We start from the raw sequence: 26,487 nt of genomic DNA on the forward strand, positions 1-26,487 counted from the left end.
AATAAATAATATGAAAAAACTCCGGCATCATTGACCGGAGTTTTATTCGTATCATTCCTTCATTTTCTCTGGTAACGCATGAATCGATTCGATAAGCAGATTCAGTTTTCCCTCAATACGGTGCAATAAATAAAATGTCACCACAATCGGAAAACCGACCTCTGTCACGACCGATAACCAGGTCTCCATTTAAATTACCTCCCATCTAGTAATGTTTGCTTGAAGCTCAGATGTTGTGGTTTCACGAGTTCGAGCTGCTGCGGCCCGAGTTAAGTCAGGTCTCTCCCGATTTCGCGATGCCGACGCCCGATTTGACAGGGTTCTCTCCCGACCTCACGATGCTGACGCCCGAATTGAGGCGTGGCTCTCCCGTTCTCACCGCCCCGGCGCCCGATTCGTCTGCCGTGCCAGCATTCCCTTCTAACCAAAACATGACCAGCGGCCACGCCACTGGTCATGTTTCTGATTATTTTCGTTTCACTTAGTCCAATTCAATTTCTTCCACGATGTTTTCTACGATGCGGGCACTTTTCTTAGCGACCAAGTCTCCACCACTGGATGTAAAAGCATTCTGTGCGATAATCTCATCCATCGCAGCATTCACTTCATCAGGATCAACGGGTTCTACTGGATTATCCAGTGCGTATGTTACAATTTTCCCGTCTTCGTTTTCGAATTTAAGTTCAATCTTTTTCATAAATTGATCTCCTCCTTTCTCTTATTTTCTTCTCATTAACCCTCCGCAATACTAGTGCTGTCTTTACGACTGATCGTGTAAAGCGGTCGCTCCTGCAGATCCGCAAAAGCTAATGCGACTGCATACAACTGATCGGCGTTTGCAGATGTTTTAACGTTGTTGAAATTCTTTGTTTTGTATACAGGCTTACCTGTAGACGTATCGTTACCATCGTTAAATACCAACTGCAGCTGGGATGTTAATATTTCTGCCACTGCCATGTGCCTCACCTCCCTTTCACCACTACAATCGAAAGTAGGTCAAGAAAGGGGGCATCAAACGATAAAAATAAAAAAACCAGCACATTTCCAGTGCTGGTCCTTTCACGATCTTTTCAATATAATACGAATCATAAACTCAAATACTTTAAAAATACGCTTGATCCGAAATGGCTCTTTCAATATCCTGTACAACCACTCCAAATTTAATTTAATCCATCCTTCAGGTGCGCGCTTCACCTCGCCAGCCAGGACATCGAAACTGCCGCCGACCCCCATGAAGAGCCCCTTGGAAAATTTATCCTTATGCTGATCAATCCACAATTCCTGTCGCGGTAATCCGAGGGCAACCAGTACAATATCTGCATTTGATTGTGCGACATCCTCCACAACTTTCGGATCATCGAGGTCAAAAAAACCATGCTGACGACCGGCAATGTTTAGATTAGGGAATTTCTTCTCCATTTCCAGAACCATTTTTTCATTTATATATTCCTTTGCCCCAAGAAAATAGCAACTCATCCCCTGGTCTTCAGCAAAATCCAGTAAATCAAGCACCAATTCAATACCCGTAATTCTTTCCTGTAGCGGCTGCTTCATATATTTTGCTGCAAGCAGGATACCTGCACCGTCCGGGACCACATAGTTTGCCGATTCGACGATTCTTTTATAGGCAGCGTCTTCTCTTGTCTTCATTACGATTTCCGGATTTGCGGTCACGACAAAGGTCTTTTCTCTTTTATCTAATCGAGGAAAAAGATGATGATTTAAAAAGTCTTTTTTTGTCGTATTTAAAAAGTTAATATCCATTATCGACACTGTTTGATTGGAATCTACCATGTTATTGCAACCTTTCACATCTTTACATGTCTAATATTGACTAATCTTACGAAATTGTAACACAATTGTTATTTACGAAGAGCCCAATTCATAGTACAATAAAGAATAGTTTTCATACTTCAGGTTAAGTTTTTTATTACTGAGAATAGGATATCATTAAATAGTTCTTTTTCCTATTCTAATTGTGCCCGAATTCTAACTTTCATTCATATATAAGTCAAACACGACAAACTAAGGGAGATTTACTTTTATGTCAAGCAAAAATCCGTACGGGACACGCGTTGTCCAAAAAAAGAAGCGGAAATTCCGTAAAAAACTATACTTTATTCTGATCCCTATTCTCGTAGTATTTGTAGGTGTATTATCCTACGCTACCTACCTATATGCAAAAGCAGATTCGGTATTATCCGATTCCTACGAGAGCGACAGAGGTAAATCGGAACTGCGGCAAAATGCTGTTGATCCAAATATTGATAACGTCTCTGTTCTCATTATGGGTGTAGATGCAAGTGATGTTCGCGCGAATGCGGAAAGTTCCAGAACAGATGCATTGATGGTCGCCACATTGAATAAGGACGATAAAAGTGTAAAACTGTTGAGCATCCCACGTGACTCTTATGTTTATATTCCGGAGGTTGGCTACGAATCAAAAATCAACCATGCGCATGCATATGGCGGAACAAAGGCTGCTATTGACACCGTTGAAAATCTACTCGATATTCCAATAGACTACTATGTGAAAGTGAACTTCGAAGCATTCATCGATGTTGTCGATGCTATTGATGGCATTGAATATGATGTCCCTTATGAATTTACAGAACAGGATTCCACAGATAAAGCGAATGCGATCCATCTAATGGAAGGCGAACAAAAACTGGACGGCGAACAAGCTCTTGCCTTGGCCCGGACAAGGAAGATGGACAGTGACCTTGAACGTGGAAAAAGACAACAGGAAATCATCAAAGCAATTGTCCAAAAATCGGTATCCGTCAATTCTGTTTTAAAGTATGATAATATCATTGAAGCAATTGGCAGCAACATGACAACAAATATGACCTTTTCTGAAATGAAAAGCTTCATCTCTTACGGAACCCAAGGAAAGAATTTAAACTTTGAAACATTGAGTTTAGATGGTGTTGATTATCAACCAGGGAATACGTATTATTGGCAAGTCGATGAAGATGCGCTGGCAGAGACCCAGCAACTATTGAAAAACCATTTAGATATTGAAGATACAAGCCTAACAGAGGATAACGATGACGTTGATTCCAACAGCTTGAATAGCGCAGAAGACGAAAATAAACCTACCAATTGAAATTAAGAAAAGCTGCTGACCATGATGGTTAGCAGCTTTATTTTTATCAGTTTGTCCACTCAATGTAATTTCACTTTAAGGTCTATGACGTATCGCATTATACAGGTTTGTTAACGGTTTAAAGTCACTATTGATCATTTCCAGGTTTTCAATGAGCGCCAGAAGCACAAACATGGCAACGAAGAAGATAAGTAATGAGCCCCCGATCGTTGTCATCGAAAATAAGATACCCGATAAACTGAACATCAAGCTTAATGCATACATGACTAAGACCGTTTGTTTATGTGTGAAGCCAATTTTGACCAATCGATGATGCAAGTGGGCACTGTCTGGACTTGAAATTGGCTTTTTATTTATATATCTTCTAACAATGGCTATCAATGTATCCGAAATCGGAACCCCTAGGATAAATATCGGGATAATAAACGAAACAATCGTTACATTTTTAAACCCAAGTAGGGCCAACACAGCAATCATATAGCCTAAGAAAAGCGCACCAGTGTCACCCATAAAGATTTTTGCCGGATAGAAATTGTAACGCAAAAATCCAATGGTACTAAAAAACAGGACCAGCGCCATAGTCGTAACGTACACATCCCCCATCATCATTGCCATCCCAGCAATGCTGAGTAACGCAATCGATGAAACACCTGCAGCCAGCCCGTCCAATCCATCAATCAGGTTAATCGCGTTGGTAATCCCAACGATCCAGAAAATCGTAATAACGGAGCTCAGAAAACCAAATTCAATCTGCCCGCCAAATGGTAAGTTGATGAATTCAACTTGTAGACCACCCCAAAAAACGACGAGACAAGCAGCTACAATTTGCAGGATAAACTTGGTTTTCGCTGATATATCAAAGATGTCATCGACAAATCCAACACCAATAATGAGAATCCCACCACAAATAATCGCAACATGGTAAGGACTTTCCGGTTGCAAAATGATTAACCCGATAATAAAACTAGTGAAAATTGCGAGACCACCCAGTGTTGGGATCGGGCTTTTGTGCACCTTTCGATCATTCGGTTTATCGGTTATATTTAGTTTTTTTATATATTTAATGGCAATCGGTGTAATACACAGTGAAATGATTGCCGTTATCGAGGCTAAAAGTACAATATGAATCACTTAGCCCACCTCATTTTTTATAATGTCATATGGAATGTATTTGAAAAGTTACATTCCTGTGTTGTCTTTCATACTTAGGTATACATTATAAACGTTTTCGGCAAAATTCTCTACTGTAAATTTAATCGAGGCATGTGCTTGTAGCTTCTTCCCTATTAAGGATAACATTCCCCGTTTGTATAAAAGCAATGCGTCCTCCATGGCAGCAGCGATCTCTGAGACATTACCAACATCTACTTTCCAGCCGACAGATTGATTTAAAATTAATTCACTAACGCCACCAACGTCCGTTGCAATAACCGGCGTTTCGGCCCTGGCAGATTCTAATAATACAAGTGGAAAGCTTTCACTAACTGAAGTTAACAATGTGATATCCGCCAATTGGTAAAAACAATCCACATCATGCCGGTGTCCCATAAAGTGAACATGGTCTCCGATACCAAGTTGAACAGCTAATCGCTGTAACTCCTCCTTTAAAGAGCCTTCTCCCAGCAGCACAAGCTGACAATTGGGCTGTTTAGTCATTAGCTTAGCAAATGCTTCAAAGGCCACAGGATGTCCTTTAACACGTTCCAGTCGGGCGACCATCAGAAAGACAAAATCACCTTCTGCAAATCCGAATTCTGCTTTCGTATATGCTTTCTCCGTATTTTTATGAAAATCAATCCCATTTAATGCTGTAATAATTTTGCCATCTGACACCCCTGCATCCTGTAAACAGGTGCGAAATGGTTCGGAAATTGCGATCAACTTATCCGCATGTTTAATCGCACCAACATTTAATTTGCATAGAAAATTACCATACATGCCCTTCCCCATAAAATCGAGTAGTGGGTTGCTGTGTATGGTTACAATCCATTGGAATGGAACGATCCTTCGTAAAATATTCGCATACACATTGGCACGCGGTCCGTGTGTATGTACAAAGTTTATTTTTTCCTGTTTGATATAGTTCCTTATTTTACTAATTAAGGGAACGCTCATTTTCATGTTGTTGGCAAAGTGAACCGTCTGAATCCCGGCCGCTTCTGCCCGCTCCATCAGCTCGCCTTTTTCCAATACGCCAAGCACAAATTGCTTACGATCCAGCTGCTGAAGTAATGCGAGAATATGATGCATTCCTCCCCCAGTTTCGTTACCAGCGTTTAAATGCAAAATTTTCATAGCGCAAGTCATCCCTTTGATTTCATGATGTAGTAAATTAATATAACCAACTCCATCAAGATATATAATCAACGGGTGAATATTTGCCCGTAACATGTCCATAATTGAAAGTAGATATACGAGAGACGCAAGTTGGCGCACCGACCGCGCGAGTTGATGCACCTGTCGAGCGAGTTGATATTATTTTGTTGTTAGGATCGTGATTTTATATGGGAAATGGGATGGAACGAAGCGATCGGTTTATATTTTGGCTCATTATCATCCAGCCGATAATTGATTTGATCACATCTTTATCCAATCAATTCAATATACTAACCATTGGGGCTTTATCACGTAGCCTTATCATGGGCGTTTTATTTGTCTATATAGCGGCTTATTTCATTCGAAGACAGCGAAAAATGCTTTGGCTGTTTGTCGGTTCCTTTGCAGCAATTCTAATCACGTTCGTTATTAACTTTTTACTAAAAGAAAATTACTTCCTGTTTCAAGAAGTAAACTTTGCTTTAAAAACGAGTTATTATCTGACGATGATCTTTCTTGCGATCCTGCTGATTAAACGCAACAAAATAAGCAAAACACTACTATACCAAGCAACCAAGGTCATCAGTTTAATCGTCGGTACTAGTTATTGGCTGGCCATCGTAACCCATTCAAGTATACAGAGCTATTCCTATGATAGTGTCGGCTATTCAGGCTGGTTTTTTGCTGCAAACGAATTAAGCGTGATCGTCATTATCCTGCTAGGTTTATCCGTCAGCAACTTGTTATTTGATAAAACGTTCACCGCTTGGCTGGCATTTATATTTATCGTCAGTATGTTGCCGATGATTGGTACAAAGACAGCTTTTTTCGGCGGCTTATTCATACTAGGTCTATCGGTGATTTCCTGGTTGTTACAATGTAATTTTAAGATTTGGCAAAATAAAAGTATGCTATTCATGCTAGTGATTGTCGTATTGTTGTTCTGCTTTATTCCCTTTTCACCAATCGCATCCAACACGGCACAGATCGGCGCTCAAACAAATCAGGCGCCCGAACAAGACGTGATACCCACAACAGAAAATGAGGGCTCCGTTTTCATGCGTAAGCTGTTAAGCTCTCGAAATATTTATTTTCAGAACACCATAGCCGACTACGAAGCAGCGAACGGATTACGAAAAGCTTTTGGACTTGGGTATGCTGGGGATTATAAACAAGAACCCAAGCTAATCGAGATGGATTTCTTCGATCTCTTTTTCAGCTATGGAATAATCGGGATCTTCTGCTTAATTGCACCGTTGCTTTATTTGGTCAAACAGGTTTTATCGGCAATTTTGCCAATCAATATAGAAAAGATGACATTGTTTATCACGCTAGGTATTTGTTTCGGAATCGCATTTTTAGCTGGTCATGTGCTCTTCGCACCATCTGTCATGACATATACAGCAATACTTTTTGTCACGTTAGGGGTGGGGAAATATGACAATGGTGAGCATCATCGTACCCGTGTATAACGCGGAAAACTACTTACGCCATTGCGTAAATAGTATCAAGGCACAAACATATAAAAATATAGAAATTATCCTGATCAATGACGGATCGACAGATGGCAGCGGAGATATTTGTAATGAACTCGCTACAACCGATGCGCGGATACATGTTATTCATCAGGAAAATAGTGGCCCTGCCCATGCGAGGAATAGGGGATTAGAGACGGCAGTTGGCACGTACATACAATTTGTCGATGCAGACGATACGATCCAACCAACCATGACAGCGCAATTGGTTGGAGCCATGAAAGCTGGCACCGATCTCGTTATCTGTGGATATCAATCGATTGCCATGAATCGGACGACGACAACACATCTACCATCGATTGCAGGCATCTACCCAAAGAAGGCATTTATACAACATGTTGGTGCGCTTTACAAAGACACCATTCTGCCATCCCCATGCAATAAACTGTATCTTCGTAATCTGATAAATGATTATACGATCCGCTTCATGGAAAGCCTGCGATTAGGGGAAGACCTGCTATTTAATCTTGCTTATCTTCATGTCTGCACAGCCGTCAACTTGATCAAGCGCCCACTCTATAACTATGCACTGGTCGAAACATCGATAACAAGAAGTTTCAACAAACGTTTGTTTGAAAATCAACAGATGTTGTTTGACAACGTCCGTGCGTTTTTAGAACGGGAAAATCAGTATCACGGAGACAATCGATATTTTCTGGAAGTAATTTATATCAATAGCGTTATCAACTGCCTGAACAACTTATTTCATCAACATAGTCCCCTAACCGCCAAACAAAAGAAACAACAAATAGCCGCGATCGTTGCGGATGATACTTTAAAAGAAAACGGAACGCACTTTAAGGGAAGCCGCCAATCACGATTCGTTGGACGTCTAATTAACATGCAGTCGATTGCTGCCGTCTATTGTTTCTTTAAGGCCAAGCGCTTTTTACAATATCGAATGCCTGCATTGTTCTATTTATTAAAAAAGGCAAACTATTGAAGGAAGGGCGGAGCAGATGAAACAGGTCATGATTTACGCATATACCCGGTTCAATTTCGGGGATGATTTATTGATTCATACGCTATGTCAGCGTTACCCGGATACAACCTTTATCTTACATGCACCTAAAGCATACAAACACACTTTCAAGCAATTGGAAAATATCCGCATCCATCCAAGTGACACACTGTTTGCCCGCGGGATCCGTTATATCTTTAAAAAGTTACAGCTCGAGCCCTTCTACTATCGGCTACTGGCAAATGGATGCGATGCAGCCGTACATGTTGGCGGTTCGCTGTTCATGCAACAGGCCGATTGGCAGGAAAACGTTCAGACAACGAAAGCAATAAGCATTAAGGGGAAGCCCTTTTTTCTATTGGGAGCAAACTTTGGGCCATACGTAGAGGCAGATTTCTATCGTCAGCATAAGAAAATATTTCAAAGCTACACCGATATCTGTTTCCGGGAACAGCATTCCTATGATTTATTTAAAGACCTGAACAATGTTCGCAAGGCAGATGATATCGGATTCCAATTGGATAAAATGGACACGGCCCAGGAGGATAAATCCATTGTCATCTCAGTCATCAAACCGTCCATTCGCAAACACCTATCAGGATATGATGCGCTCTACTACCAAAAAATGCGGGAGATTGCGGTTTATTTTATCACGAAAGGCTACCACGTGATATTCATATCCTTTTGCGAAGCGGAGAAAGATGATGAAGCAATCGAAAAGATCGCGCAAGGCATCCCAGCCGACTATATGGAGCATATTAGCAAACATTTTTATCGGACAAATATAGAAGCAACACTAAAAATCATCGCCCGCTCCCAATGTGTTGTAGCAACAAGGTTCCATGCAATGATTGTTGGCTGGGTATTCCATAAACCCGTCTTCCCGATTGTTTATAGTGACAAAATGACCCATGTACTCGAGGATATCGCATTCAATGGAGGCACAAAGGACTTCACTCAGTTGGAAGAACTCGCGGCTGAACAGGTATTTAATCATTTACAGACGGATCCAATCGATGTCTCAAAACAAGTTAACAATGCAGCCAAGCAGTTTTTGAAGTTAGACGCTTTTTTGCAGTAAAGAAAGTATAATCCTATTTCTTTCCGCTCACTGGTTTCGCAACGTCAATACTAGCACGTCCTGTGCGTCGTAAGTGCAACAAAGGCTTGGCGATAAGCCAAGTTTTCTAAAAGGGGTAGACAATTTATGGCGAATGGCGAGAAATTAATGAAGGATACCATGTTATATGGTGTAGCGAATTTCGGTTCTAAAATCATCATGTTCCTCATGCTGCCGCTGTACACCCATTACTTCACACCTGCAGAATACGGCCTATGGGATCTCGTTGTCACAACCGCTACCCTACTAGCGCCGTTTATTACATTCGAGCTGGTCTCCGCCGTCTACCGGTGGCTGCTCGAGGAGAACGAAACAGAAAATAAAAAAAGCATCATCACAACCGGAGCCGTAACGATCTTTCGAAACTTGATTATCTTTAATTTGCTCGCGATTGTTGTCTTTCTGATTGTTTCCATCCCATTCGGGTGGCTAGCACTGATCTATATCAATGCAACTGTCTTCAGCAGCTTTATACAACAGTGCGCGCGTGGGTTGGGATTTAACAAGCTGTTTGCACTCATTGGCATCATCCAAACCGTCATTATGGTTGCCTTCATTCTGCTGTTTATCTTTGTTTTCGCCTTCCGAATCGAAGCTTTTTTCTATGCTTCGATCATCGCTGCCATGGCTGTAATTATTTATGCTTGGAAGGCCATGCAATTTAGCCAGTATATCGCCCTCAGCGCTTATTCGAAAACCAGACTAAAATCCTTCCTTGTTTATTCTATTCCAATCATTCCCGGTGCTGCGAGTTGGTGGGTCATGACGATGTCGGACAGATATTTTATTACCATCTATTTAGGTATGGACGCCAATGGTATTTATGCCGTAGCAAATAAAATTCCAGCAATCCTCTTGATGATTAATACTGTATTCCTGCTTGCATGGAAGGATAGCGCTATTTTAGAATTTGATTCCAAAGATAAAAATGACTATTATTCCAACGTCTTCCGGCATTTTTTCCGATTAATGGCAACCACTGTGATTTGTCTGACACTAATAACAAAGCCTGTATTAGCGGTGATGATAGCCGACACCTTTTACAGCGCTTGGAAATATATTGGCATCTTGTTGCTCGGTACACTGTTTAATGCATGCGCACTATTTTGGGCTGCAGGTTACCATGGAGCAAAAAGAACAAACATTATTTTCATCACGTCAGTCATCGGTGCGCTTGTAAACGTTTTGTTCAATGTTGTTTTTATCAAAACGATCGGATTGTATGCCGTGGTGATTTCCACGTTCACCGCCTTTCTTGTTACATGGCTCATTCGCGTGTTTTCCGCCAAGCATTATTTTGTAATAAAGATCCATTACCAAGATATGGTTATATTATCACTTCTGATGATCATCGCCATTATCATCCCATTTATTTTCAATCAAGTCGGCTTGGCTGTCAGCATTTGCTTGAGTATTTTTCTTTTTATCTGGTATAACTGGAAACTACTCAAATTAATATGGCATCATTTCGCAACGTATCGCGTCAAACCGAAATAAATATAAAACCGCAATACCATTCCAATAATTTGACTATCAAGCCTTTCATCGGCGCTCGCGGATTGAGATTCAGCGCTTAGGTCGTATGGTTCAGCGCTCAGCTCGGATCCTTCGGCGATTAGGTGGATAGGTTCAGCGCTCATCCCCGGATCCTTCGGAGATTCAAACGTGGTTTTTGCATAAAGCCTTTCAACTAAGAGAAACAACTAGACGCAATCCTTTCAATCTCGTGTTAGTCGTAGTCAACCTGTTAGTTTGCGTATGTACATTCATATGCTTTTCCAATATCAAGAACATCTATCTAAATTAAAAAGTGAGATAAATGCGCTACCGCAGTCTTTTGAAGAATATGGATTTCCATACCGGGAATCGGCGATAAGATTGCGACAGTCTCTTTATACTGCTGTGCAATGCGGTCTTGCAAAAAAATGAAATAACATATTCATTTAAATAGCCGGTTTTCTGAATGTTATTTGGTTATTCTTCACATTTACATATCTTAAACCAGGTTTTGTCAGCATCTTCTCTCAAGGGTTATTAATAAAACAAATTTTTATTGATTAGCAAATGAATGAGTAAAGACTTGAAAAGCTCACAAAACAATTGTGAGCTTTTACTTTGTGCTTGTTCAATATTCTTTATAGACCTACTTCATTCGCAGCATAAGTAGCAATCTCATCACTGAATCCTTCAAATTTTAATTGTTCTATTAATCCGATTTTTGAAAATGCAGTATAATCTAAATAGTCTTCCGCCATTTTTACTGCTTGTTCTTTCCAATCGACATCGATTCTTTCTACTGCATAAGTAGCATACTGATTATCGAAACCTTCGAATTCTAACTGCTCTATTAATCCGCTATTTGAAAATGCAGTATAATTTAAGTAATCTTCCGCCATTTTTACTGCTTGTTGCTGTGACTTCGTTTCTGTATCTTCTTTCTCCTTCTTCTCCTCTTCCTGCTTAGCTTTCTCTTCTTCCGCTTTCTTCTCCTCTTCTTGCTTAGCTTTCTTTTCTTCCGCTTTCTTCTCCTCTTCTTGCTTAGCCTTCTCTTCCTCTGCTTTCTTCTCCTCTTCTTGCTTAGCCTTCTCTTCCTCTACTTTCTTCTCCTCTTCTTGCTTAGCCTTCTCTTCCTCTGCTTTCTTCTCCTCTTCTCGCTTAGCCTTCTCTTCCTCTGCTTTCTTCTCCTCTTCTTGCTTAGCCTTCTCTTTCTCTGCTTTCTTCTCCTCTTCTCGCTTAGCCTTCTCTTCTTCTGCTTTCTTCTCCTCTTCTTTCTCTTGCTCTACTTGATCGTTATTATCAGCACTTTCATTTGTAGGTGGTACAGTTGCTCCAAATAAAATGAAAAATACTACTACAGCAATCCCAAAATACATCGCCACAGACTTCCTATTTCTTTTCGCTTTAGGAAGCCAGCTTAAAACAATATTAGGTTTAATTAAACCTATCAGTAATGCCAAAAAAGATATTAAAAATAATATTAAAAATAAATTCTCCATCCCTTATCCCCCTCATAATATAATTATACAGTGCTCATTAGTAAAACAATTATATCATTTGTAATTCAAAATACCTATGACTTTTTAACCTTAATCATTAGAAAGATATGGGTGGTAACCACTTGTCATTCAGTGTTAAAGAGTATGTCAACATTGGTGCATTCTTATGACTGTAATCAATTTGCTTTCATCTTCATAACCCGAAGTATAAATAATTATGTTATCATTTACCTATTCATGGATTGGAGTGAGTTCATTTGACAATCAATTTCGCCCATCGTGGCTCATTAACAGAAGCACCAGAGAATACGATCCCGGCATTCCAAAAGGCCATTGACCATGGCGCAAAGGCAATTGAATTAGATGTACAATTAACTAAAGATAACAAATTGATCATTTGTCACGACCATAAAATATCGCGCTTTAACAAAGATGTTTCTGGCCTAATCAAAGATTTTACATTAGAAGAAATTAAACAAATCGATGTTGGAAGCTCTTTTAGTGATGCATTTACAGGTACCACCCTAGCAACGCTTGATGAAGTATTGGAACTTTGTCCAAAGGATCTGTTATTAAATATCGAAATTAAAAATATTCCCGTGATTTATGACGACATTGAATACCTATTACTCCAATGTCTATCAGACCATCAACGCATGGAGCACGTCATCATTTCTTCATTTGACCATGTCGCACTACAAAAGGTACAGGAAATCACCCCCAGCATGCCACTGGGAATGTTATTTTACTATCGCATTTTAAACGCATGGGATTACGCGAAAAACAGTGGGTTAAACATTACGAGCATACACCCTAACAATGTGTATACCAATCGAGACTTTGTAAAGAATTGTAAGGCTTCAGGGTATCAGGTTTATCCGTATACGGTGAACACGTTGGAGCGGTATGAGGAATTAGTGGATTATGGTGTAGATGGTGTGTTTTCAAATGTGCCGGAGATATTTACGAGCGTTTAAGAAGCCTTGCGGGCGCAAGGCTTCCTTCTTCTTAACTTCATAAATATAAGTTAAATTGCGATCTATTTACCTAACAACCTCTATCTTCTTCGTTTTCGCATCATCATATAAATAACAATAGCTAATAAAAATACAAGTACACCCAAAACCATATATTGAACTAGATTACTATCTTTTTCAGTTCCCTCACTATGTCTCTCATCCGCATAAACGTCGGATTCATCACCCTGTTCCTGCTCGAAATCTGTTAAAGGAACTGCATAGACATTAGAATCCTGACTGCCTACAAATAACGTGTCATTCACAATGATAGGTCCGGCTGGGGCCAGTACACCATTTAATTTCTTTTCACCAAGCTGTTCACCTGTTTCAGCATCCAATGCATAAACAAACCCTTTTGTATTAGAAAAATAAACAATACCGTCTTGGGCAACTGGAGGAGCCTTCATCACCTCATCTTCAAATTCCCACAGCTTCTCGCCAGTTTTCAAATCATATGCATAGAATGCTTTCGTAATCGGACTACCCACATAAATATTTCCTTCATAAATCATAGGTGCACCTGATCTATTATTGGAAACATCTTCCCCTACGCCAAGACTTTCTTTCCAAACGATTTCACCAGATGCTGTATCCATTGCATACATGAAATGTTCGGCGTTTTCACCATCCCCTGCCTTTTCCAGTGCTGTTGTAACGACAAGATTATCACTCGTTGCTGGTGGAACATCATCAAGCCCTGCATAGGCTTCCGGTATTTCTGTCTGCCATTTAAAATCATCATTTTCCAAATCATAGGCGGAAAAAGTATATGGTTCTGGTGCCCCTCCTCCAACATAAAGTGTATCTTCCGTGATATTCGGTGCAGACATACTTATCGTTGAACCAATATATGCTTGATGCAGTACTTCACCTGTGTCGGGATCTAATTTGAATAGGTTTCTGTCGCCTGTTGCAATATATACTGCCCCATCATGATAGGCTGGCGTAGGCATCACTTCACCATCCGTATTATATTTCCATAAGATATCACCGGAATCTGCATCTAATGCCATAACGCCATTTTCACCTGTACCACGTATGCCGTCTTCGCGAAAGAAGCGATTCCCAAACCCAACATATACTTTTCCATTGTGGTAAATCATTTCTGAATGAATCCAGTTTGGTGCCTGATTTTCCCATAACTGTTCACCACTATGTACATCAAACGCATGTAAATCGCCCGATTCATGGTTTCCAATAAAGAGTTTATTACCAACAATTACTGGAGTCGCTCTTACTTCGTCTGTAGTCTCATAAGTTTGATATGTTAACGGCTCAGAACCGTTATCAAATACAGCATTTTTATCACTTTGCATTCGATATTGGTGCCATTCTTCAGGACCAAAGCTGTCCGCAGACACAATGTAAGGAGACATAGATAATATAAAAACAGCAATAAAAAGTACATTATTTCTTTTGAACAATACCTCACCTCTATGTAATACGCATATTTAGTAACCTTACTCTATCAAATTTTTCAATTATTTTAAAGTAACGTCATTTGAGTGCAATAGGTAGAACTTAGGTTTCTATTCAAATTGCTTTGTGACTTTTTAGCGTTTCTCATCTTCTAAAGGTTAATATCCATCCACATTTATGAAAACTTTCATATTTGGTTCATATTTTGCGTAAGTTAATGTATCTATTGATTAGTTGACATGCGCATTTAAAACACAATAAATAGGCATACCAGTTGAAAATTTAATTTCATTTAAGGGGATGATCTAATTACGGCTGCCTTAGAATACAATTTAAAAGAGGTGTAATTACAGTTTGGTTAAAAAATATGTAAAAAGCAAAAAGCTTGGTATTCATAATGAAAAAAAGCTATTTGGCATTGGCATTTTATATCTTTTACCAGCACTCATTCTTTTAGGTGTCTTTCTCTTTTATCCAATGATTAAAACATTTTATTTTAGTTTCAATGAGGTTACAGGTGGCGGTTTGGTCAAAGATTTTGTTGGATGGGATCACTATATGAAACTATTGCATTCAGCAGAATTCAGAAAAAGCATGATTGGTACCTTTTTATTTGTGCTTTATACTGTACCCGCGGAAATCATTATTGCATTATTTTTTGCCGTGATTGCAAGTGAAAAGCTAAAAGGAATCGGTATTTTCAGAACCATCTTCTCATCCACTTTAGGTGTATCTGTTGCGGCAGGTGCTACTATATTCTTATTTTTATTCCATCCATCACTTGGTGTATTGAATAACATTCTAGGATTTGTTGGCATCGACGGTGTGGAATGGTTAACAAGCTCCAAATGGGCGTTATTCGCCGTTGCCATCACAACCATCTGGATGCACATTGGAATAAACTTCATTATTTTATTAGGCGGTATTCAAAATGTCTCCGCTGAATTATACGAAAGCGCCAAAATAGATGGTGCAGGCTACTGGGCTAGATTAGTTAAGATTACCATACCGATGCTGTCACCCGTATTATTTTTTGTAACGATTATTGCAGTGATAGGGTCTTTCCAGACATTTGGACAAATTGATATTCTAACTGGCGGTGGACCTGCTGGCTCAACGAATATTATTGTTTATTCTATTTATCAAGAGGCCTTCTCCTATGGTAATTTTGGTTTTGCTAGCGCACAAGCAATCATCTTATTTCTAGTCATATTAATCGTAACCTTCATACAGTTTAGGGTTGGAGAAAAGAAGGTGCATTATCAATGATGAAGAAACTTTTATTATACACACTTTTAATCATCTCAAGCCTGATACTTTTCTTTCCACTTTTGTATGCAGTATCCGCTAGTTTTATGGAACCACAGGAAATCTATGCAGGAAAGTTGTTCCCATCAGCGATAAACTTCGATGCTTATAAAGAAGTATTTGAAAACATCCCCTTACTGCACTTTTTAACCGTAAGTTTTTGGATGTCTTTCATCGTCATGATTGGTCAACTCATTGTATGCAGTCTATCTGCTTATGCTTTTGTCTTCATTCCTTTTAAAGGTAGAAATCTGATTTTCTTTATATTCCTATCTACGATGCTGATACCTTGGGAAGCTACGATTATCCCAAACTTTCTAACTATCTTACATCTTGGGTGGCTCAACACCTATCCTGCTTTAACATTTCCATTCTTCGCCTTACCATTTGGCATCTTTTTATTAAGACAGCACTTTTTAACGATACCAAAAGAATTATGGGAATCTGCACAAATGGATGGTTGTACAAGGTTCCGTTTTTACTTGAAATTCGCCTTACCATTATCAAAGTCATCACTAAGTGCTTTGGGAATATATGGATTCCTAACTACCTGGAATCAGTACCTATGGCCATTACTGGTAACAAACGATGATACGGTTCGCCCTGTGCAAATCGGGTTAAAAATGCTCATCGCAAATGAAAGTTCCTCTCAATGGAACATGGTAATGGCTGCCGTTGTAACGATTCTTTTACCGACCATCCTACTACTATTCATTGGGCTGAAATATATTAGAGAAGGATTAACCGCAGGGGCGCTAAAGGGATAAAAATATGAAGGGGGAAAATGTATTATGAGAAAGTTATTAGTCACTTTATCATTGATGTTGGTCTTGGTTTTCACTTTATCAGCATGTAGCAGTGACAAAGATGACGCCTCATCCAAGGGTGACACGGAAGGAAAAACAAACATTACATTTTGGCATGCAATGAGTGGCAGTAATGGAGATGCATTACAAGAAATTGTAGACAAATTTAATGAACAGTCAGATTCCGTTTCCGTTGAAGCGATATTTCAAGGCAGCTATGATGAATCATTAAATAAACTACGTGCTGTTGGCGGCTCAGAGGAAGCACCAGCTATTGTCCAGGTTTTTGAGATTGGAACCAAATATATGAGTGAAAGTGACTTCATCACGCCAATGCAAGAATTTGTTGATAAGGATGACTTTGACACTTCTATTTTAGAGCCAAATATTGCTTCCTATTATGAAATTGATGGAAAACTAAATTCGATGCCATTTAATACGTCGAATGCAGTCATGTTTTATAACAAAGACATGTTCAAAGAAGCCGGCATGGATCCGGAAAATCCGCCAAATTCATTTAGTGAAATGAAAGATGCTGCAGAGAAGCTCTCCGATGGAAAGGACACCTATGGCTTCACTATGGCAACCATCGGCTGGTTTTTCGAACAGCTAATGGCTAACCAGGGTGCACTTTACCTGGATAACGATAACGGCAGGGATGGAGACGCCACAGCATCACTCGTTAACTCGGAAGAAGGGTTGAATGTCTTTAACTGGCTGAACGATATGAACAAGGCGAAGACATTCAGGAATTATGGCAGTGATTGGGAAGATCCTCGAGGTCCATTTTTCGCAAGTCAAGTAGGGATGTATCTTGATTCAACGGCTAATACAGCAGAGGTCATTGATAATGCGCCATTCGAAGTCGGAACAGCCTACCTGCCTGTAGCAGACGGCATGGATCCACAGGGGCTTATTGTTGGTGGTGCGTCATTATGGATTACGAACCAAGTATCTGAAGCAGATCAAGACGCGGCATGGGAATTTGTTAAATTCATGACAAACCCTGATGTGCAAGCGGAATGGGCTGCGGCCACGGGATATTTCCCGATTACACCCGCTGCATATGACGAAGACGTTTTAAAAGACGTTTATGATGAATTTCCGCAATATACGGTTGCTGTTGATCAATTAGAAAACACAACTTCAAGCCCTGCTACAAATGGTCCATTAACGACCATTATGCCTGAAGCGCGAAAGATCATTGAAACTGCTTTAGGTGAAATGTATGAAGGTAAAGATCCACAAGCGGCACTTGATGATGCAGCTGCAAAGATTCAAGACGCACTTGATTAGCCTTAGGATAAAGCGAGAATGAGAATAATATACACTATTGGCCTTTTGTTGATGATCACTTTAACGGGCTGTCATAGTTATACACCAATAGAATCTCATGAACAGCCAGATAACGAAAAAGTGAAGCAACAGCAGAATAATCATGCTTTGCTTTCCCCTGATCGGATTTTAAACATTGCACATCGTGGCGCTTCTGGATACGCGCCTGAACATACGTTGGAATCTTATCATGCAGGTGAAAAAATGATAGGTGACTATATTGAAATAGACTTGCAGATGACAAAAGATGGTGAGTTAATCGCTATGCATGATGAAGATGTATCAAGAACAACAGACAGTGAAGGAGCCGTTCAGGACTTTACTTTGGATGAAATTAAAACACTCGATGCGGGCACGTGGTTCAACGAGGAAAATCCCGAATTAGCGCAACCAGCATTTAGTCATGCCAAAATCCCAACCTTAGATGAAATCATAGACAACTTTGATGAAGAGGCAAATTATTATATTGAAACAAAAACGCCTGAAGAATATCCAGGTATGGTAAAGGAGTTAATTTCTACATTAAAAAAACATGAACTGATTGGCCCTGATACACCACAAGGGAAAGTGATTATACAATCCTTTAGTGAAGCCAGTTTACATGACGTTTATGAGATAGATTCATCTATACCTTTGATACAGTTAATTAGCTATCAGGATACTGCCAAGATTACTACAACCGAACTCGATAAAATTAATGTATATGCCGTTGGTATTGGCGCTAACTATACGTACTTAACAAAAGAATATGTTGCAAAAGTGCGAGATGCTGGTCTGCTTTTGCATCCTTATACGGTAAATGAAAAAAAGGATATGAAACAGCTTATTGAATGGGGCGTTACAGGCATGTTTACGAATTATCCAGATAGGTTGAATGAAGTGTTAGGAGAGATGAATAGAGACTAAAAAAATTATAGGATAAGCAAATATTTATGTGCTTATCCTATAAGTTTTTGATATAGTGTTTCGGTATATGATGTTAAATTACCTTTAGTATACTAAAATGTTGCCTAATTTAGCTGTTCAAGTTCCTTTCCTTCTAAATGATTATTGTGAATCCATACTTGTTTTCCGTCCAACAAGCCACGATACCAAAGGTTCTTTCCAACCTTCACTGTTTTATCTACTTTGAACTCTCTGTTTTTAAATGATTCTAAGTCAGCATAAACTTGATTTTTTTTTCCCCCCCATTCACGACTATAACCAGATCCAGATCCTTTTAAATAAAAAAGCTTAGAATCGTTATCTATCGCCACATGGATATGACTAGAGACTTGTGATGCCTTTATCCAACCTAGTACACCATCTTTAGCACTAGGTTCATTGCTTAATAAATAATACAACTCACCTTTATAAGTTGCTTCCTTTTTAATATAAAAAACATTATTCTTATAACCTTCAGATGACTTTTGTTCTCCCGTTTCTCCAAGTGTAGAATTAATAAAAGATCTACCCGATTTAATATGACCCAGACGACTGGTTAGTTCTTCTATATAATTGTCATCACTTTCAAAAGGATGATGACTATCAATTCTCGCTTGGTTTATTTCAGCTAACGGATCGTCTGGTAACTTCTCATCAAATTCTAATTCAAAGCTTCTGTATGCTTCCCTTTCTTTCTTGGACATCTTTTGCCATTGTTTTAAAAACGCTTCATATTTTGGAATAACATCCTTGACTGTCCCATAATCTTTTACCTTTCCAAACTCTAACCATAAAATCTTCTCACAGAACTGCTTCATTTGACCGATTGAATGACTGACAAAGATCATTGTCTTCCCTTGTTTTTTAAACTCTTTCATTTTATTCAAGCTTTTTTCTGCAAATGCTTTGTCTCCAACTGACAATGCTTCGTCGATAATTAGGATATCCGGATCTACATTTACTGAAATTGCAAATCCTAGACGAGATTTCATCCCACTGGAATAGGATTTTACTGGTTGATCAATAAACTTCTCCAGTTCTGCAAATTCAATAATATCAGGCTCTAGTACCTTGATTTCATCTTTATTAAATCCTAACATCAACAATTTTAATTCAATATTATCTCGACCAGAAAGATCACCCTTTAACCCTGATGCCACAGCAATTATAGAAACCTGACCGTTAACTTTGACTGTTCCAGACGTTTCGGGAACAATTCCCGCAATAATATTCGATAAAGTGGATTTACCGGAGCCATTTATACCGACAAAGCCAACCACATCACCTTTTTCTGCTTCAAAACTAACATCTGTTAAAGCATAAAAGTCTTCCCCATAGCTTTTATGAGTAATCAAATCTAATAAACGATCCTTTGTATCGTTGAATAATTTATATTTCTTAAAAATATTACTTGCAATTATTGCCTTTTCCATACGATCACAACCATTTATAAGTAGTCAATAAAGTGTCTTCTGAATTTCACATGCAACATTGAACCAAACAGGAACAGAACAATTACTAAGGCCCAAAAATACAACGTATATTGCCAGTGCTCAATGAAATACCAATCTAGCCCAAAAAATGCAGAACGATAACCCTCTATTAGATAGAAAAGCGGATTTAATTTCATCAAATTCATAAGAATTGGAATATCACTTAACATCGTTATTGGCCATAATACACCCGATAAATATAACAGCATTCGTAATGTCGAACTTATAAACATATGAACATCTCTTATTATTGTCGATAATGTCGAGGTTATAAGTGATATAGAGAATATTAAACAAAAAGCAGCAAAGATAAAATATATAAATTGCAAATAGTATACAGAAGCAAAGTAACCCATAAATTGAAAAATGATTATAGAGATAATCAACATAAATAAATGAATATAAAACTTCGAAAATATTACATAGTTAGGAATGACGCTCATTGGAAAATTCATTTTTGAAAGCATACGTAATCGACTGTAAATAGACTTTGATCCCTGTATTGTTGATTGAAAAAAGAAAATCCATAAAAAGAAACCGGCTAATAGCCAAGCGAAAAACGGCACTTCCATTCCACCTAAATGAATTGGGTCTCTATGTCTAATTGTATCAAATACAAACCAGTAAATAAGAATTTGTATAGACGGATTAATTATTTCCCAAGCCATTCCTAAATAATTATTACGATTTTGACTTTTTAATTCATATAGCGAGAGTCTTCTTATTAAATAAAAGTGATCTATTTGTTCTTTAATAACTTTAATTGCAGATTTCATGAGTGTATCCTTTCACCATAATTCTATATAATATTTATTAGTTATGTAAATGTTAATTATACAAGCAAGCACTATAAAAGACAATAAATAGTAAGGCTTACCTCTTTTAGATAAGCCTTACTGATGGAGTGGATGTATAACTCTAATCTTTGATTACATCAAGCCAACGCTCTTTATATTTAACTTCACTAAATGTATCATTAACATGTAGAGCATTTTCAGATAGATTATCGCGAAGATCTCTATCTTTCATGACCTCAATAATTTTTTCAGCAAGCTTTTTAGTATCACCCTGGGGAACTATAAAACCATCTACCCCATCTTCAATAATATCCTCTGGTCCATATTTTGTGTCGTATGATATCACCGGGGTGCCTACTGACATACTCTCAGTTATCACCATAGCAAATCCTTCTTGCCTTGAAGTAAGAATGGAACATGTGGCTTTTCGATAAGCCTCTTTTGGTTCAGTAGTATATTTTTTTAAATATACGTTATTCTCTAGTTCAAGTTTTTTTATTAAACTTTTTAGATCGCCTTTTAGGTTTCCATAACCATATATATAGTACTTAGCCTCTGGTACCTTTTCAACTACGAATTTAAAAGCTTTAATTGATTCATCTAATCTTTTATCTTCATGATAACGAGCCAAGGTTACAGCTAACTTTGAATTATAATTCAACTTATTCTTACTACTTGTTCTTTCATCTACCCCACTTGCATGTGGAATTACAACAAATTTGTCATTTTTTCCATATACAGATTCTACATCATCTTTTTGCTCTTTCGTTAAAAATACGACTTTATCCAGTTCTTTTGTATTTTCAAAGAGTTGTCTATAGCTATTTTTGATATTTTTTACATCATCGAAAGGTTCTTTTATATGATTGGTATGAATGACTTCAATTTTTTTTATATTATCATGTTTAACTTCTTGCAGCATTTTATGCAACCCTCTTAATTCACATGTGACTACAGGATAGGCTATGCCATTCAATAAAGAATTTAACCATCTTTCTTGATATTCATATAAACTTTCCAATTCAATAGGTTCCTCCTTGAAGATCGCTGCACGCCCCTCTTTACCCGTCTTGGAATTAATATGAACACTTAGAAAGCAAAAACCTTTATTGTCAAAATATCGATCCAATCGTGATTTGTTTGTCAATTTATCCATTTGCCGAATTCTAACCAAAATGCCCCTTTCATCAAACTCTTCTCTTCTTAACCTATATCTATCAGCATCCATATAATCTACAAACTTTAAAGTGCCATCTTGGTTAAATCGTTTGTATTTAGTGTATAAACCATTTTCATAGTAACGATACGAAGGTTCTTCTTTCATGTTTTCGACTGGAAATTCTACAAATCCTCTCTCTTTCACTAGGTAATTATACTTAGTTTTTGAGTTTTTTGGCTTTCCTTTATTCGGTTTTATATCTTCAAAAAAGTTAACTACTTGGATATTTTTTGATAAGATCTTTTTATCATATAATTCTTTTATGATTTGCTTATGGTTTTGTTGAAACACAATTGTAACAATTATAACCTTTTCATATTCTTTTGCTAGTACATTTGCTCTTTTTATCGACGCCTTGGTAACTCCACCTCTTATAACATCTAATGATCTAACGAGAAGCACAGGAGTAATTTTAGTCAATTTTATAGCCCCTTTCAGAAATAAAATGAATAATTATTATTTCATTCAATATATAGTTTTCCCTTTTCTAAAAATTGATTTACTACCCGTTCGGATGCATTACCATCTTCTAGATAACAATATTTATTATAAAACGATTCAAATGTTAAAGGCAATTGATATTTATCATCTCGGATCAACTGTAAATAACTTATAATTTCCCCAGTTGTCTTCAATAGCGGTCCAGGAGCTTCTTCTTCAATATTGAAATAAAATCCACGAAGTTTATTTCGATACTTTTCAATATCATATGTAAAGAACAAGATCGGTCTTCGCAAATTCGCATAATCAAAAAATACAGATGAGTAGTCAGTAATTAAGACATCGGAAATTAAATATAAATCACCAATGTCATTATATGAAGACACATCATATACAAAGTTCTTATAAACACTTAAATCAAATTGCTCTGCCACTAAATAATGCATCCGAAGCAAAATAACAAAATCATCGCCAAATTCGACTTTTAGCTGATTCAGATCTAATTCCAAGCTAAACCTGTAATTTCCCGTACTATAATAATCATCATCACGCCATGTTGGAGCATATAAAATAATTTTTTTATCCGGAAGTATATTTAACTTATTCTTTATTCCCTTTGACTTCAATTCATTATTGTCTGTGTATAGTATGTCATTTCTAGGGTAACCACTTTCAATAATTGTCTGTTTAAAGTCAAATGCTCTTTTAAATATTTCTGTAGAATATGCGTTAGGAGATACTAAGTAATCCCATTTACTAGCTTCATAAATGAAATTCTCCTTATATGAATTCGTATTTGTACCCGGCATATGAACCTCATTTATATCCACCCCTAGTTTCTTTAATGGAGTTCCATGCCATGTCTGAATATAGATTGTATGTTTTGGTTTTGGTATCCATAAAGGCAATCTGCTATTAACCACCCAATACCTTGCCGTCCCCATTTGATATATCCATTTTAAACTAAAGCGAATTAGATAATTATATCCATTTTTTTGGAAATTACTGAGATATTTCCGATCAACACTCCAATATAATTTGTAATCTGGATACTCTTTTTTTATATATTCATATATGCTTTTTGGACTATCACTATATTGCTTTCCTAAAAAGCTTTCGAAAATTATTGTTTTTTTATGGGTGGGTAATTTACCTGCTGCGTAAAAAAGCAGCTTCAACATTTCCTTTACATATTGACTTCTTTTAATTTTCATAAGAAGTGTCTTAATTTTCACTCTAGATTCACCTCATACTATACATCTTTTGAATTCGTTCAACTTCTAATAAATAGATAGAAAAACATGGATCACCTAAGATCCATGTTTTATATTTCACGATATCAATTCATCTTAAAAACAGCTTTGACCGTTTTCTCGGCTGCATGCCCGTCATCCCATTGACAAAACTTATTATAAAATTTTTCATAAGTTTCCTTATAGTTATTTTGAATACCATCAATATTTGCAACAGCATCAGCTACTTCATCTGTCGTCATTAATAATGGACCTGGGACTTCTTTCTCCATATCAAAATAAAAACCTCTTAATTGATCCCGATATTTCTCCAGATCATAAGTGTAAAATAATATTGGTCTCTTCAAATGCGCATAGTCAAAAAACACGGAAGAGTAATCTGTAATTAAAATATCAGATGCTAAATAAAGTTCTGCAATATCATCATATCTACTATAGTCATACACAAACCCCTCATATTCAGATACGTCCAGCTGATTCGCTATATGATAATGTGTTCTTAATAAAATAATATACTCATCACCTAGGTTTTTTTGCATTTTATCTAATTCTAAATTCAATGTAAACTTATAGTTTCCTCTTGAATAAAATTCGTCATCACGCCAGGTTGGTGCGTATAAGATTGTCTTCTTATCAAGTGGTATCCCTAATTTATCTTTAATATGCCGAATATCCTGTTCGGTATTTTTTTGATATAAAATATCATTGCGCGGATAACCAAATTCAAGCATTTCCTTATCAAATTTAAAAGCACTTCTGAAAATATCGGAAGAGTACTGATTTGGCGAACTCAAATAGTCCCATCTGCGTGACTGTATATAAAAGTTCTCTTTATATTTAGGGTCAGCCGAATAAATATCCTTCTGATCAAAGACTAACGTTTTTAATGGTGTTCCGTGCCAAGTTTGTAAGTATATGTTACCTTCTCTTTTATCTAAAGATTTAGGTAATCTGATATTGCTCACCCAATATTTCGACCTAGCTAAATAATAGTAATAACGTAAGCTAAATCTTTTGACTTGTATTGGGTCCCCCGGGATTTCCTTCTTTTCTCTTACACTCCACACGCATTTATAATCCATCTTATTATTCAATATATACTCGTAAATATATTTAGGACTATCAGAATAAGACTTGCCTAGAAAGCTTTCAAAGAAAATCAGGTTTTCCTTCATTTGCGTTTTCATAAAGAGTCTTCTATACATTAGAATATAAAATTTTCTCTTAGTTTTTATACCATTACGTATATCACGTAATAGATGGTGCCTTGAACTTACCTTTTTATATCCATCAAGTTTTCCATCAACTAATTTATTTACTTCACTTTTTAGTATCCGACCATATTTGTTCACTATACTAGGGTCAACGCGCTTCATTGCACTAGATAATTGATTAAAAATATTTTCTACGCCGTCATCCTTTTTAAAATAGGTTACTATGTTTTTTCTGTAGAAATTCAAGAATCGTTTATCCAAAAAGTCATTGGACAACTCATCAAGACTTTCATCCTTCAATTCATTATATATTTCTAAAAAACTTTCAATTTTAATCTTTTCATCATATTGAATTAATGATGGATTTGAAACAGGATCATTTCTCCTTCTTCTGAAATATACAGCTTCTTTAAGGAATGGCACCTGTTCTGTGTGCATTAACGCTGGAATCATAAATGCCAAATCAGAATATACCTCTACACTTTCGGAAAAAGATAAGTTTTTATCAGATATAAACGCTTTGCTAAACAAGAAATTTAATGAAGACATATTCTTTATTAATTTGTATCTGTTATTTTTAAAGATTTTAACTTTAAATAACCCATCTAATACAATTGCAAGGCCGCTACTAAAATTCGTTGTCTTCATCTTTCCCCGTATCATATTATTATCCTTAATATGTTTAACTAGAATTTCCAAAGTTTTCTCAGGAAGATAGTCATCACTGTCAAGAAAATATATAAAATCTCCAGTAGATTTTTCAATACCGAGATTACGGGCCGCGCCAACGCCTCTTCTTTTTGATTGGTTATATAACTTAACATTGTTATTTTGTTCAGATATTTTATTCAGTAATTGCGTACATTCCTCGTTACTATCATCATTTATTAACAGTATTTCAATATCTTTATAGGTTTGTTTCATTAAAGACTTCATACAATCTTCAATATATTCTTCTGTATTATACACTGGTATAATAACTGATATCTTTCCCATAATTGCACTCCTTAAAAAAACATGTAAAAAATAATCCAACTCATTATATCATATATTATTAAAAGCTTCATTATAAACTTGAAAGTAACATTTTATCGCTCTGAAATAGTACATTAATTATAGAACATCCTTGTATACTTATTATTGTCATATTTTGATTAACTTATTCTCTATTACTATTATATTCACTCTTCCTTTATCATCGTCACCTCTCTATTGCAAGTAT

Annotated in this window: 22 protein-coding genes and 1 pseudogene; 10 read left to right on the forward strand and 13 right to left on the reverse strand. The window is 37.2% G+C overall.

Annotation, left to right across the window (positions count from 1 at the left end; genetic code table 11):
* Positions 1 to 51: 51 nt before the first annotated feature.
* From JOC34_RS12305 to JOC34_RS12320, 4 genes are all read right to left on the reverse strand, one after another.
* Positions 52 to 189: a YvrJ family protein gene (locus tag JOC34_RS12305; protein WP_205137067.1), complete on the reverse strand. Its 138-nt coding sequence runs from the start codon at positions 187 to 189 to the stop codon at positions 52 to 54.
* Between the two features lie 292 nt (positions 190 to 481).
* Positions 482 to 697: a DUF2922 domain-containing protein gene (locus tag JOC34_RS12310; protein WP_205137068.1), complete on the reverse strand. Its 216-nt coding sequence runs from the start codon at positions 695 to 697 to the stop codon at positions 482 to 484.
* A 35-nt stretch (positions 698 to 732) separates the two neighbouring features.
* Positions 733 to 957, reverse strand: a complete 225-nt coding sequence (locus JOC34_RS12315; protein WP_205137069.1) for a DUF1659 domain-containing protein — start codon at positions 955 to 957, stop codon at positions 733 to 735.
* Positions 958 to 1,059: 102 nt separating this feature from the next.
* The gene (locus JOC34_RS12320; protein WP_205137070.1) at positions 1,060 to 1,794 is read right to left on the reverse strand and encodes a WecB/TagA/CpsF family glycosyltransferase; all 735 of its coding nucleotides are present in this window, start codon (positions 1,792 to 1,794) and stop codon (positions 1,060 to 1,062) included.
* Positions 1,795 to 2,044: 250 nt separating this feature from the next.
* On the opposite strand from JOC34_RS12320, the gene JOC34_RS12325 reads away from it, so the two are divergent.
* Entirely contained in the window at positions 2,045 to 3,109 is a 1,065-nt protein-coding gene (locus tag JOC34_RS12325; protein WP_205137071.1) for an LCP family protein, read from the forward strand.
* A 75-nt stretch (positions 3,110 to 3,184) separates the two neighbouring features.
* Here the strand turns inward: JOC34_RS12325 and JOC34_RS12330 are convergent, their stop codons facing one another.
* Complete coding sequence (locus JOC34_RS12330; RefSeq protein WP_205137072.1) at positions 3,185 to 4,240, reverse strand: MraY family glycosyltransferase; 1,056 nt, start codon at positions 4,238 to 4,240, stop codon at positions 3,185 to 3,187.
* A gap of 48 nt (positions 4,241 to 4,288) precedes the next feature.
* Entirely contained in the window at positions 4,289 to 5,404 is a 1,116-nt protein-coding gene (locus JOC34_RS12335; protein WP_205137073.1) for a glycosyltransferase family 4 protein, read from the reverse strand.
* Between the two features lie 209 nt (positions 5,405 to 5,613).
* On the opposite strand from JOC34_RS12335, the gene JOC34_RS12340 reads away from it, so the two are divergent.
* The 4 genes from JOC34_RS12340 to JOC34_RS12355 all read left to right on the forward strand — a co-directional run bounded on the left by JOC34_RS12340 (position 5,614) and on the right by JOC34_RS12355 (position 10,538).
* Positions 5,614 to 6,897, forward strand: a complete 1,284-nt coding sequence (locus JOC34_RS12340; protein WP_205137074.1) for an O-antigen ligase family protein — start codon at positions 5,614 to 5,616, stop codon at positions 6,895 to 6,897.
* Positions 6,863 to 7,903 (forward strand): glycosyltransferase family 2 protein, encoded by a 1,041-nt coding sequence (locus tag JOC34_RS12345; RefSeq protein ID WP_205137075.1) that lies wholly within the window; start codon positions 6,863 to 6,865, stop codon positions 7,901 to 7,903. The genes JOC34_RS12340 and JOC34_RS12345 overlap by 35 nt, the downstream gene beginning before the upstream one ends.
* Positions 7,904 to 7,919: 16 nt before the next feature.
* Entirely contained in the window at positions 7,920 to 9,002 is a 1,083-nt protein-coding gene (locus JOC34_RS12350) for a polysaccharide pyruvyl transferase family protein (RefSeq protein WP_205137076.1), read from the forward strand.
* 126 nt (positions 9,003 to 9,128) lie between these two features.
* Positions 9,129 to 10,538, forward strand: a complete 1,410-nt coding sequence (locus JOC34_RS12355) for a lipopolysaccharide biosynthesis protein (protein WP_205137077.1) — start codon at positions 9,129 to 9,131, stop codon at positions 10,536 to 10,538.
* Positions 10,539 to 11,176: 638 nt separating this feature from the next.
* Here the strand turns inward: JOC34_RS12355 and JOC34_RS12360 are convergent.
* Positions 11,177 to 12,037 carry an Ltp family lipoprotein gene (locus JOC34_RS12360; RefSeq protein ID WP_205137078.1) on the reverse strand — a complete coding sequence of 287 codons (861 nt, stop codon included), beginning with the start codon at positions 12,035 to 12,037 and terminating at the stop codon, positions 11,177 to 11,179.
* Positions 12,038 to 12,294: 257 nt separating this feature from the next.
* Between JOC34_RS12360 and JOC34_RS12365 the strand changes: the two genes are divergently transcribed.
* Positions 12,295 to 13,014, forward strand: coding sequence for a glycerophosphodiester phosphodiesterase (locus tag JOC34_RS12365; RefSeq protein WP_205137079.1), 720 nt, complete (start codon positions 12,295 to 12,297; stop codon positions 13,012 to 13,014).
* 80 nt (positions 13,015 to 13,094) lie between these two features.
* Here JOC34_RS12365 and JOC34_RS12370 read toward each other — a convergent pair whose 3' ends face one another.
* On the reverse strand, positions 13,095 to 14,480 hold the full coding sequence (locus tag JOC34_RS12370) for an outer membrane protein assembly factor BamB family protein (protein ID WP_239544341.1): 1,386 nt from the start codon (positions 14,478 to 14,480) through the stop codon (positions 13,095 to 13,097).
* A 349-nt stretch (positions 14,481 to 14,829) separates the two neighbouring features.
* On the opposite strand from JOC34_RS12370, the gene JOC34_RS12375 reads away from it, so the two are divergent.
* From JOC34_RS12375 to JOC34_RS12390, 4 genes are read left to right on the forward strand one after another with little or no spacing between them, the layout of a single operon-like run.
* Entirely contained in the window at positions 14,830 to 15,744 is a 915-nt protein-coding gene (locus JOC34_RS12375; protein ID WP_239544342.1) for a carbohydrate ABC transporter permease, read from the forward strand.
* Positions 15,741 to 16,550: a carbohydrate ABC transporter permease gene (locus tag JOC34_RS12380; RefSeq protein WP_205137080.1), complete on the forward strand. Its 810-nt coding sequence runs from the start codon at positions 15,741 to 15,743 to the stop codon at positions 16,548 to 16,550. The genes JOC34_RS12375 and JOC34_RS12380 overlap by 4 nt, the downstream gene beginning before the upstream one ends.
* A 24-nt stretch (positions 16,551 to 16,574) precedes the next feature.
* On the forward strand, positions 16,575 to 17,885 hold the full coding sequence (locus JOC34_RS12385) for an ABC transporter substrate-binding protein (protein ID WP_205137081.1): 1,311 nt from the start codon (positions 16,575 to 16,577) through the stop codon (positions 17,883 to 17,885).
* An 18-nt stretch (positions 17,886 to 17,903) separates the two neighbouring features.
* A complete protein-coding gene (locus JOC34_RS12390; RefSeq protein WP_205137082.1) occupies positions 17,904 to 18,830 on the forward strand; it encodes a glycerophosphodiester phosphodiesterase in 927 nt (308 codons plus the stop codon).
* 104 nt (positions 18,831 to 18,934) lie between these two features.
* Here the strand turns inward: JOC34_RS12390 and tagH are convergent, their stop codons facing one another.
* From tagH to JOC34_RS12415, 5 genes and pseudogenes are all read right to left on the reverse strand, one after another.
* Positions 18,935 to 20,281, reverse strand: coding sequence for a teichoic acids export ABC transporter ATP-binding subunit TagH (gene tagH, locus JOC34_RS22310; protein WP_205137083.1), 1,347 nt, complete (start codon positions 20,279 to 20,281; stop codon positions 18,935 to 18,937).
* Positions 20,282 to 20,295: 14 nt separating this feature from the next.
* On the reverse strand, positions 20,296 to 21,117 hold the full coding sequence (locus JOC34_RS12400; RefSeq protein ID WP_205137084.1) for an ABC transporter permease: 822 nt from the start codon (positions 21,115 to 21,117) through the stop codon (positions 20,296 to 20,298).
* A gap of 142 nt (positions 21,118 to 21,259) precedes the next feature.
* On the reverse strand, positions 21,260 to 22,777 hold the full coding sequence (locus JOC34_RS12405; protein ID WP_205137085.1) for a glycosyltransferase: 1,518 nt from the start codon (positions 22,775 to 22,777) through the stop codon (positions 21,260 to 21,262).
* Between the two features lie 41 nt (positions 22,778 to 22,818).
* Positions 22,819 to 24,030: pseudogene (locus tag JOC34_RS12410) on the reverse strand (CDP-glycerol glycerophosphotransferase family protein); the annotation flags it as partial.
* 107 nt (positions 24,031 to 24,137) lie between these two features.
* Entirely contained in the window at positions 24,138 to 26,261 is a 2,124-nt protein-coding gene (locus tag JOC34_RS12415; RefSeq protein WP_205137086.1) for a bifunctional glycosyltransferase/CDP-glycerol:glycerophosphate glycerophosphotransferase, read from the reverse strand.
* Positions 26,262 to 26,487 lie beyond the last annotated feature (226 nt).

The sequence above is a fragment of the Virgibacillus halotolerans genome (assembly GCF_016908515.1).
GTDB lineage: Bacteria > Bacillota > Bacilli > Bacillales > Amphibacillaceae > Virgibacillus_M > Virgibacillus_M halotolerans.

Bases quoted from the DNA above. Each gene is read 5' to 3' on its own strand.
- JOC34_RS12305 (WP_205137067.1), bottom strand. From the start codon at position 189: ATGGAGACCTGGTTATCGGTCGTGACAGAGGTCGGTTTTCCGATTGTG.
- JOC34_RS12310 (WP_205137068.1), bottom strand. From the start codon at position 697: ATGAAAAAGATTGAACTTAAATTCGAAAACGAAGACGGGAAAATTGTA.
- JOC34_RS12315 (WP_205137069.1), bottom strand. From the start codon at position 957: ATGGCAGTGGCAGAAATATTAACATCCCAGCTGCAGTTGGTATTTAAC.
- JOC34_RS12320 (WP_205137070.1), bottom strand. From the start codon at position 1,794: ATGGTAGATTCCAATCAAACAGTGTCGATAATGGATATTAACTTTTTA.
- JOC34_RS12325 (WP_205137071.1), top strand. From the start codon at position 2,045: ATGTCAAGCAAAAATCCGTACGGGACACGCGTTGTCCAAAAAAAGAAG.
- JOC34_RS12335 (WP_205137073.1), bottom strand. From the start codon at position 5,404: ATGAAAATTTTGCATTTAAACGCTGGTAACGAAACTGGGGGAGGAATG.
- JOC34_RS12340 (WP_205137074.1), top strand. From the start codon at position 5,614: ATGGGAAATGGGATGGAACGAAGCGATCGGTTTATATTTTGGCTCATT.
- JOC34_RS12345 (WP_205137075.1), top strand. From the start codon at position 6,863: ATGACAATGGTGAGCATCATCGTACCCGTGTATAACGCGGAAAACTAC.
- JOC34_RS12350 (WP_205137076.1), top strand. From the start codon at position 7,920: ATGAAACAGGTCATGATTTACGCATATACCCGGTTCAATTTCGGGGAT.
- JOC34_RS12355 (WP_205137077.1), top strand. From the start codon at position 9,129: ATGGCGAATGGCGAGAAATTAATGAAGGATACCATGTTATATGGTGTA.
- JOC34_RS12360 (WP_205137078.1), bottom strand. From the start codon at position 12,037: ATGGAGAATTTATTTTTAATATTATTTTTAATATCTTTTTTGGCATTA.
- JOC34_RS12380 (WP_205137080.1), top strand. From the start codon at position 15,741: ATGATGAAGAAACTTTTATTATACACACTTTTAATCATCTCAAGCCTG.
- JOC34_RS12385 (WP_205137081.1), top strand. From the start codon at position 16,575: ATGAGAAAGTTATTAGTCACTTTATCATTGATGTTGGTCTTGGTTTTC.
- JOC34_RS12390 (WP_205137082.1), top strand. From the start codon at position 17,904: ATGAGAATAATATACACTATTGGCCTTTTGTTGATGATCACTTTAACG.
- tagH (WP_205137083.1), bottom strand. From the start codon at position 20,281: ATGGAAAAGGCAATAATTGCAAGTAATATTTTTAAGAAATATAAATTA.
- JOC34_RS12400 (WP_205137084.1), bottom strand. From the start codon at position 21,117: ATGAAATCTGCAATTAAAGTTATTAAAGAACAAATAGATCACTTTTAT.
- JOC34_RS12415 (WP_205137086.1), bottom strand. From the start codon at position 26,261: ATGGGAAAGATATCAGTTATTATACCAGTGTATAATACAGAAGAATAT.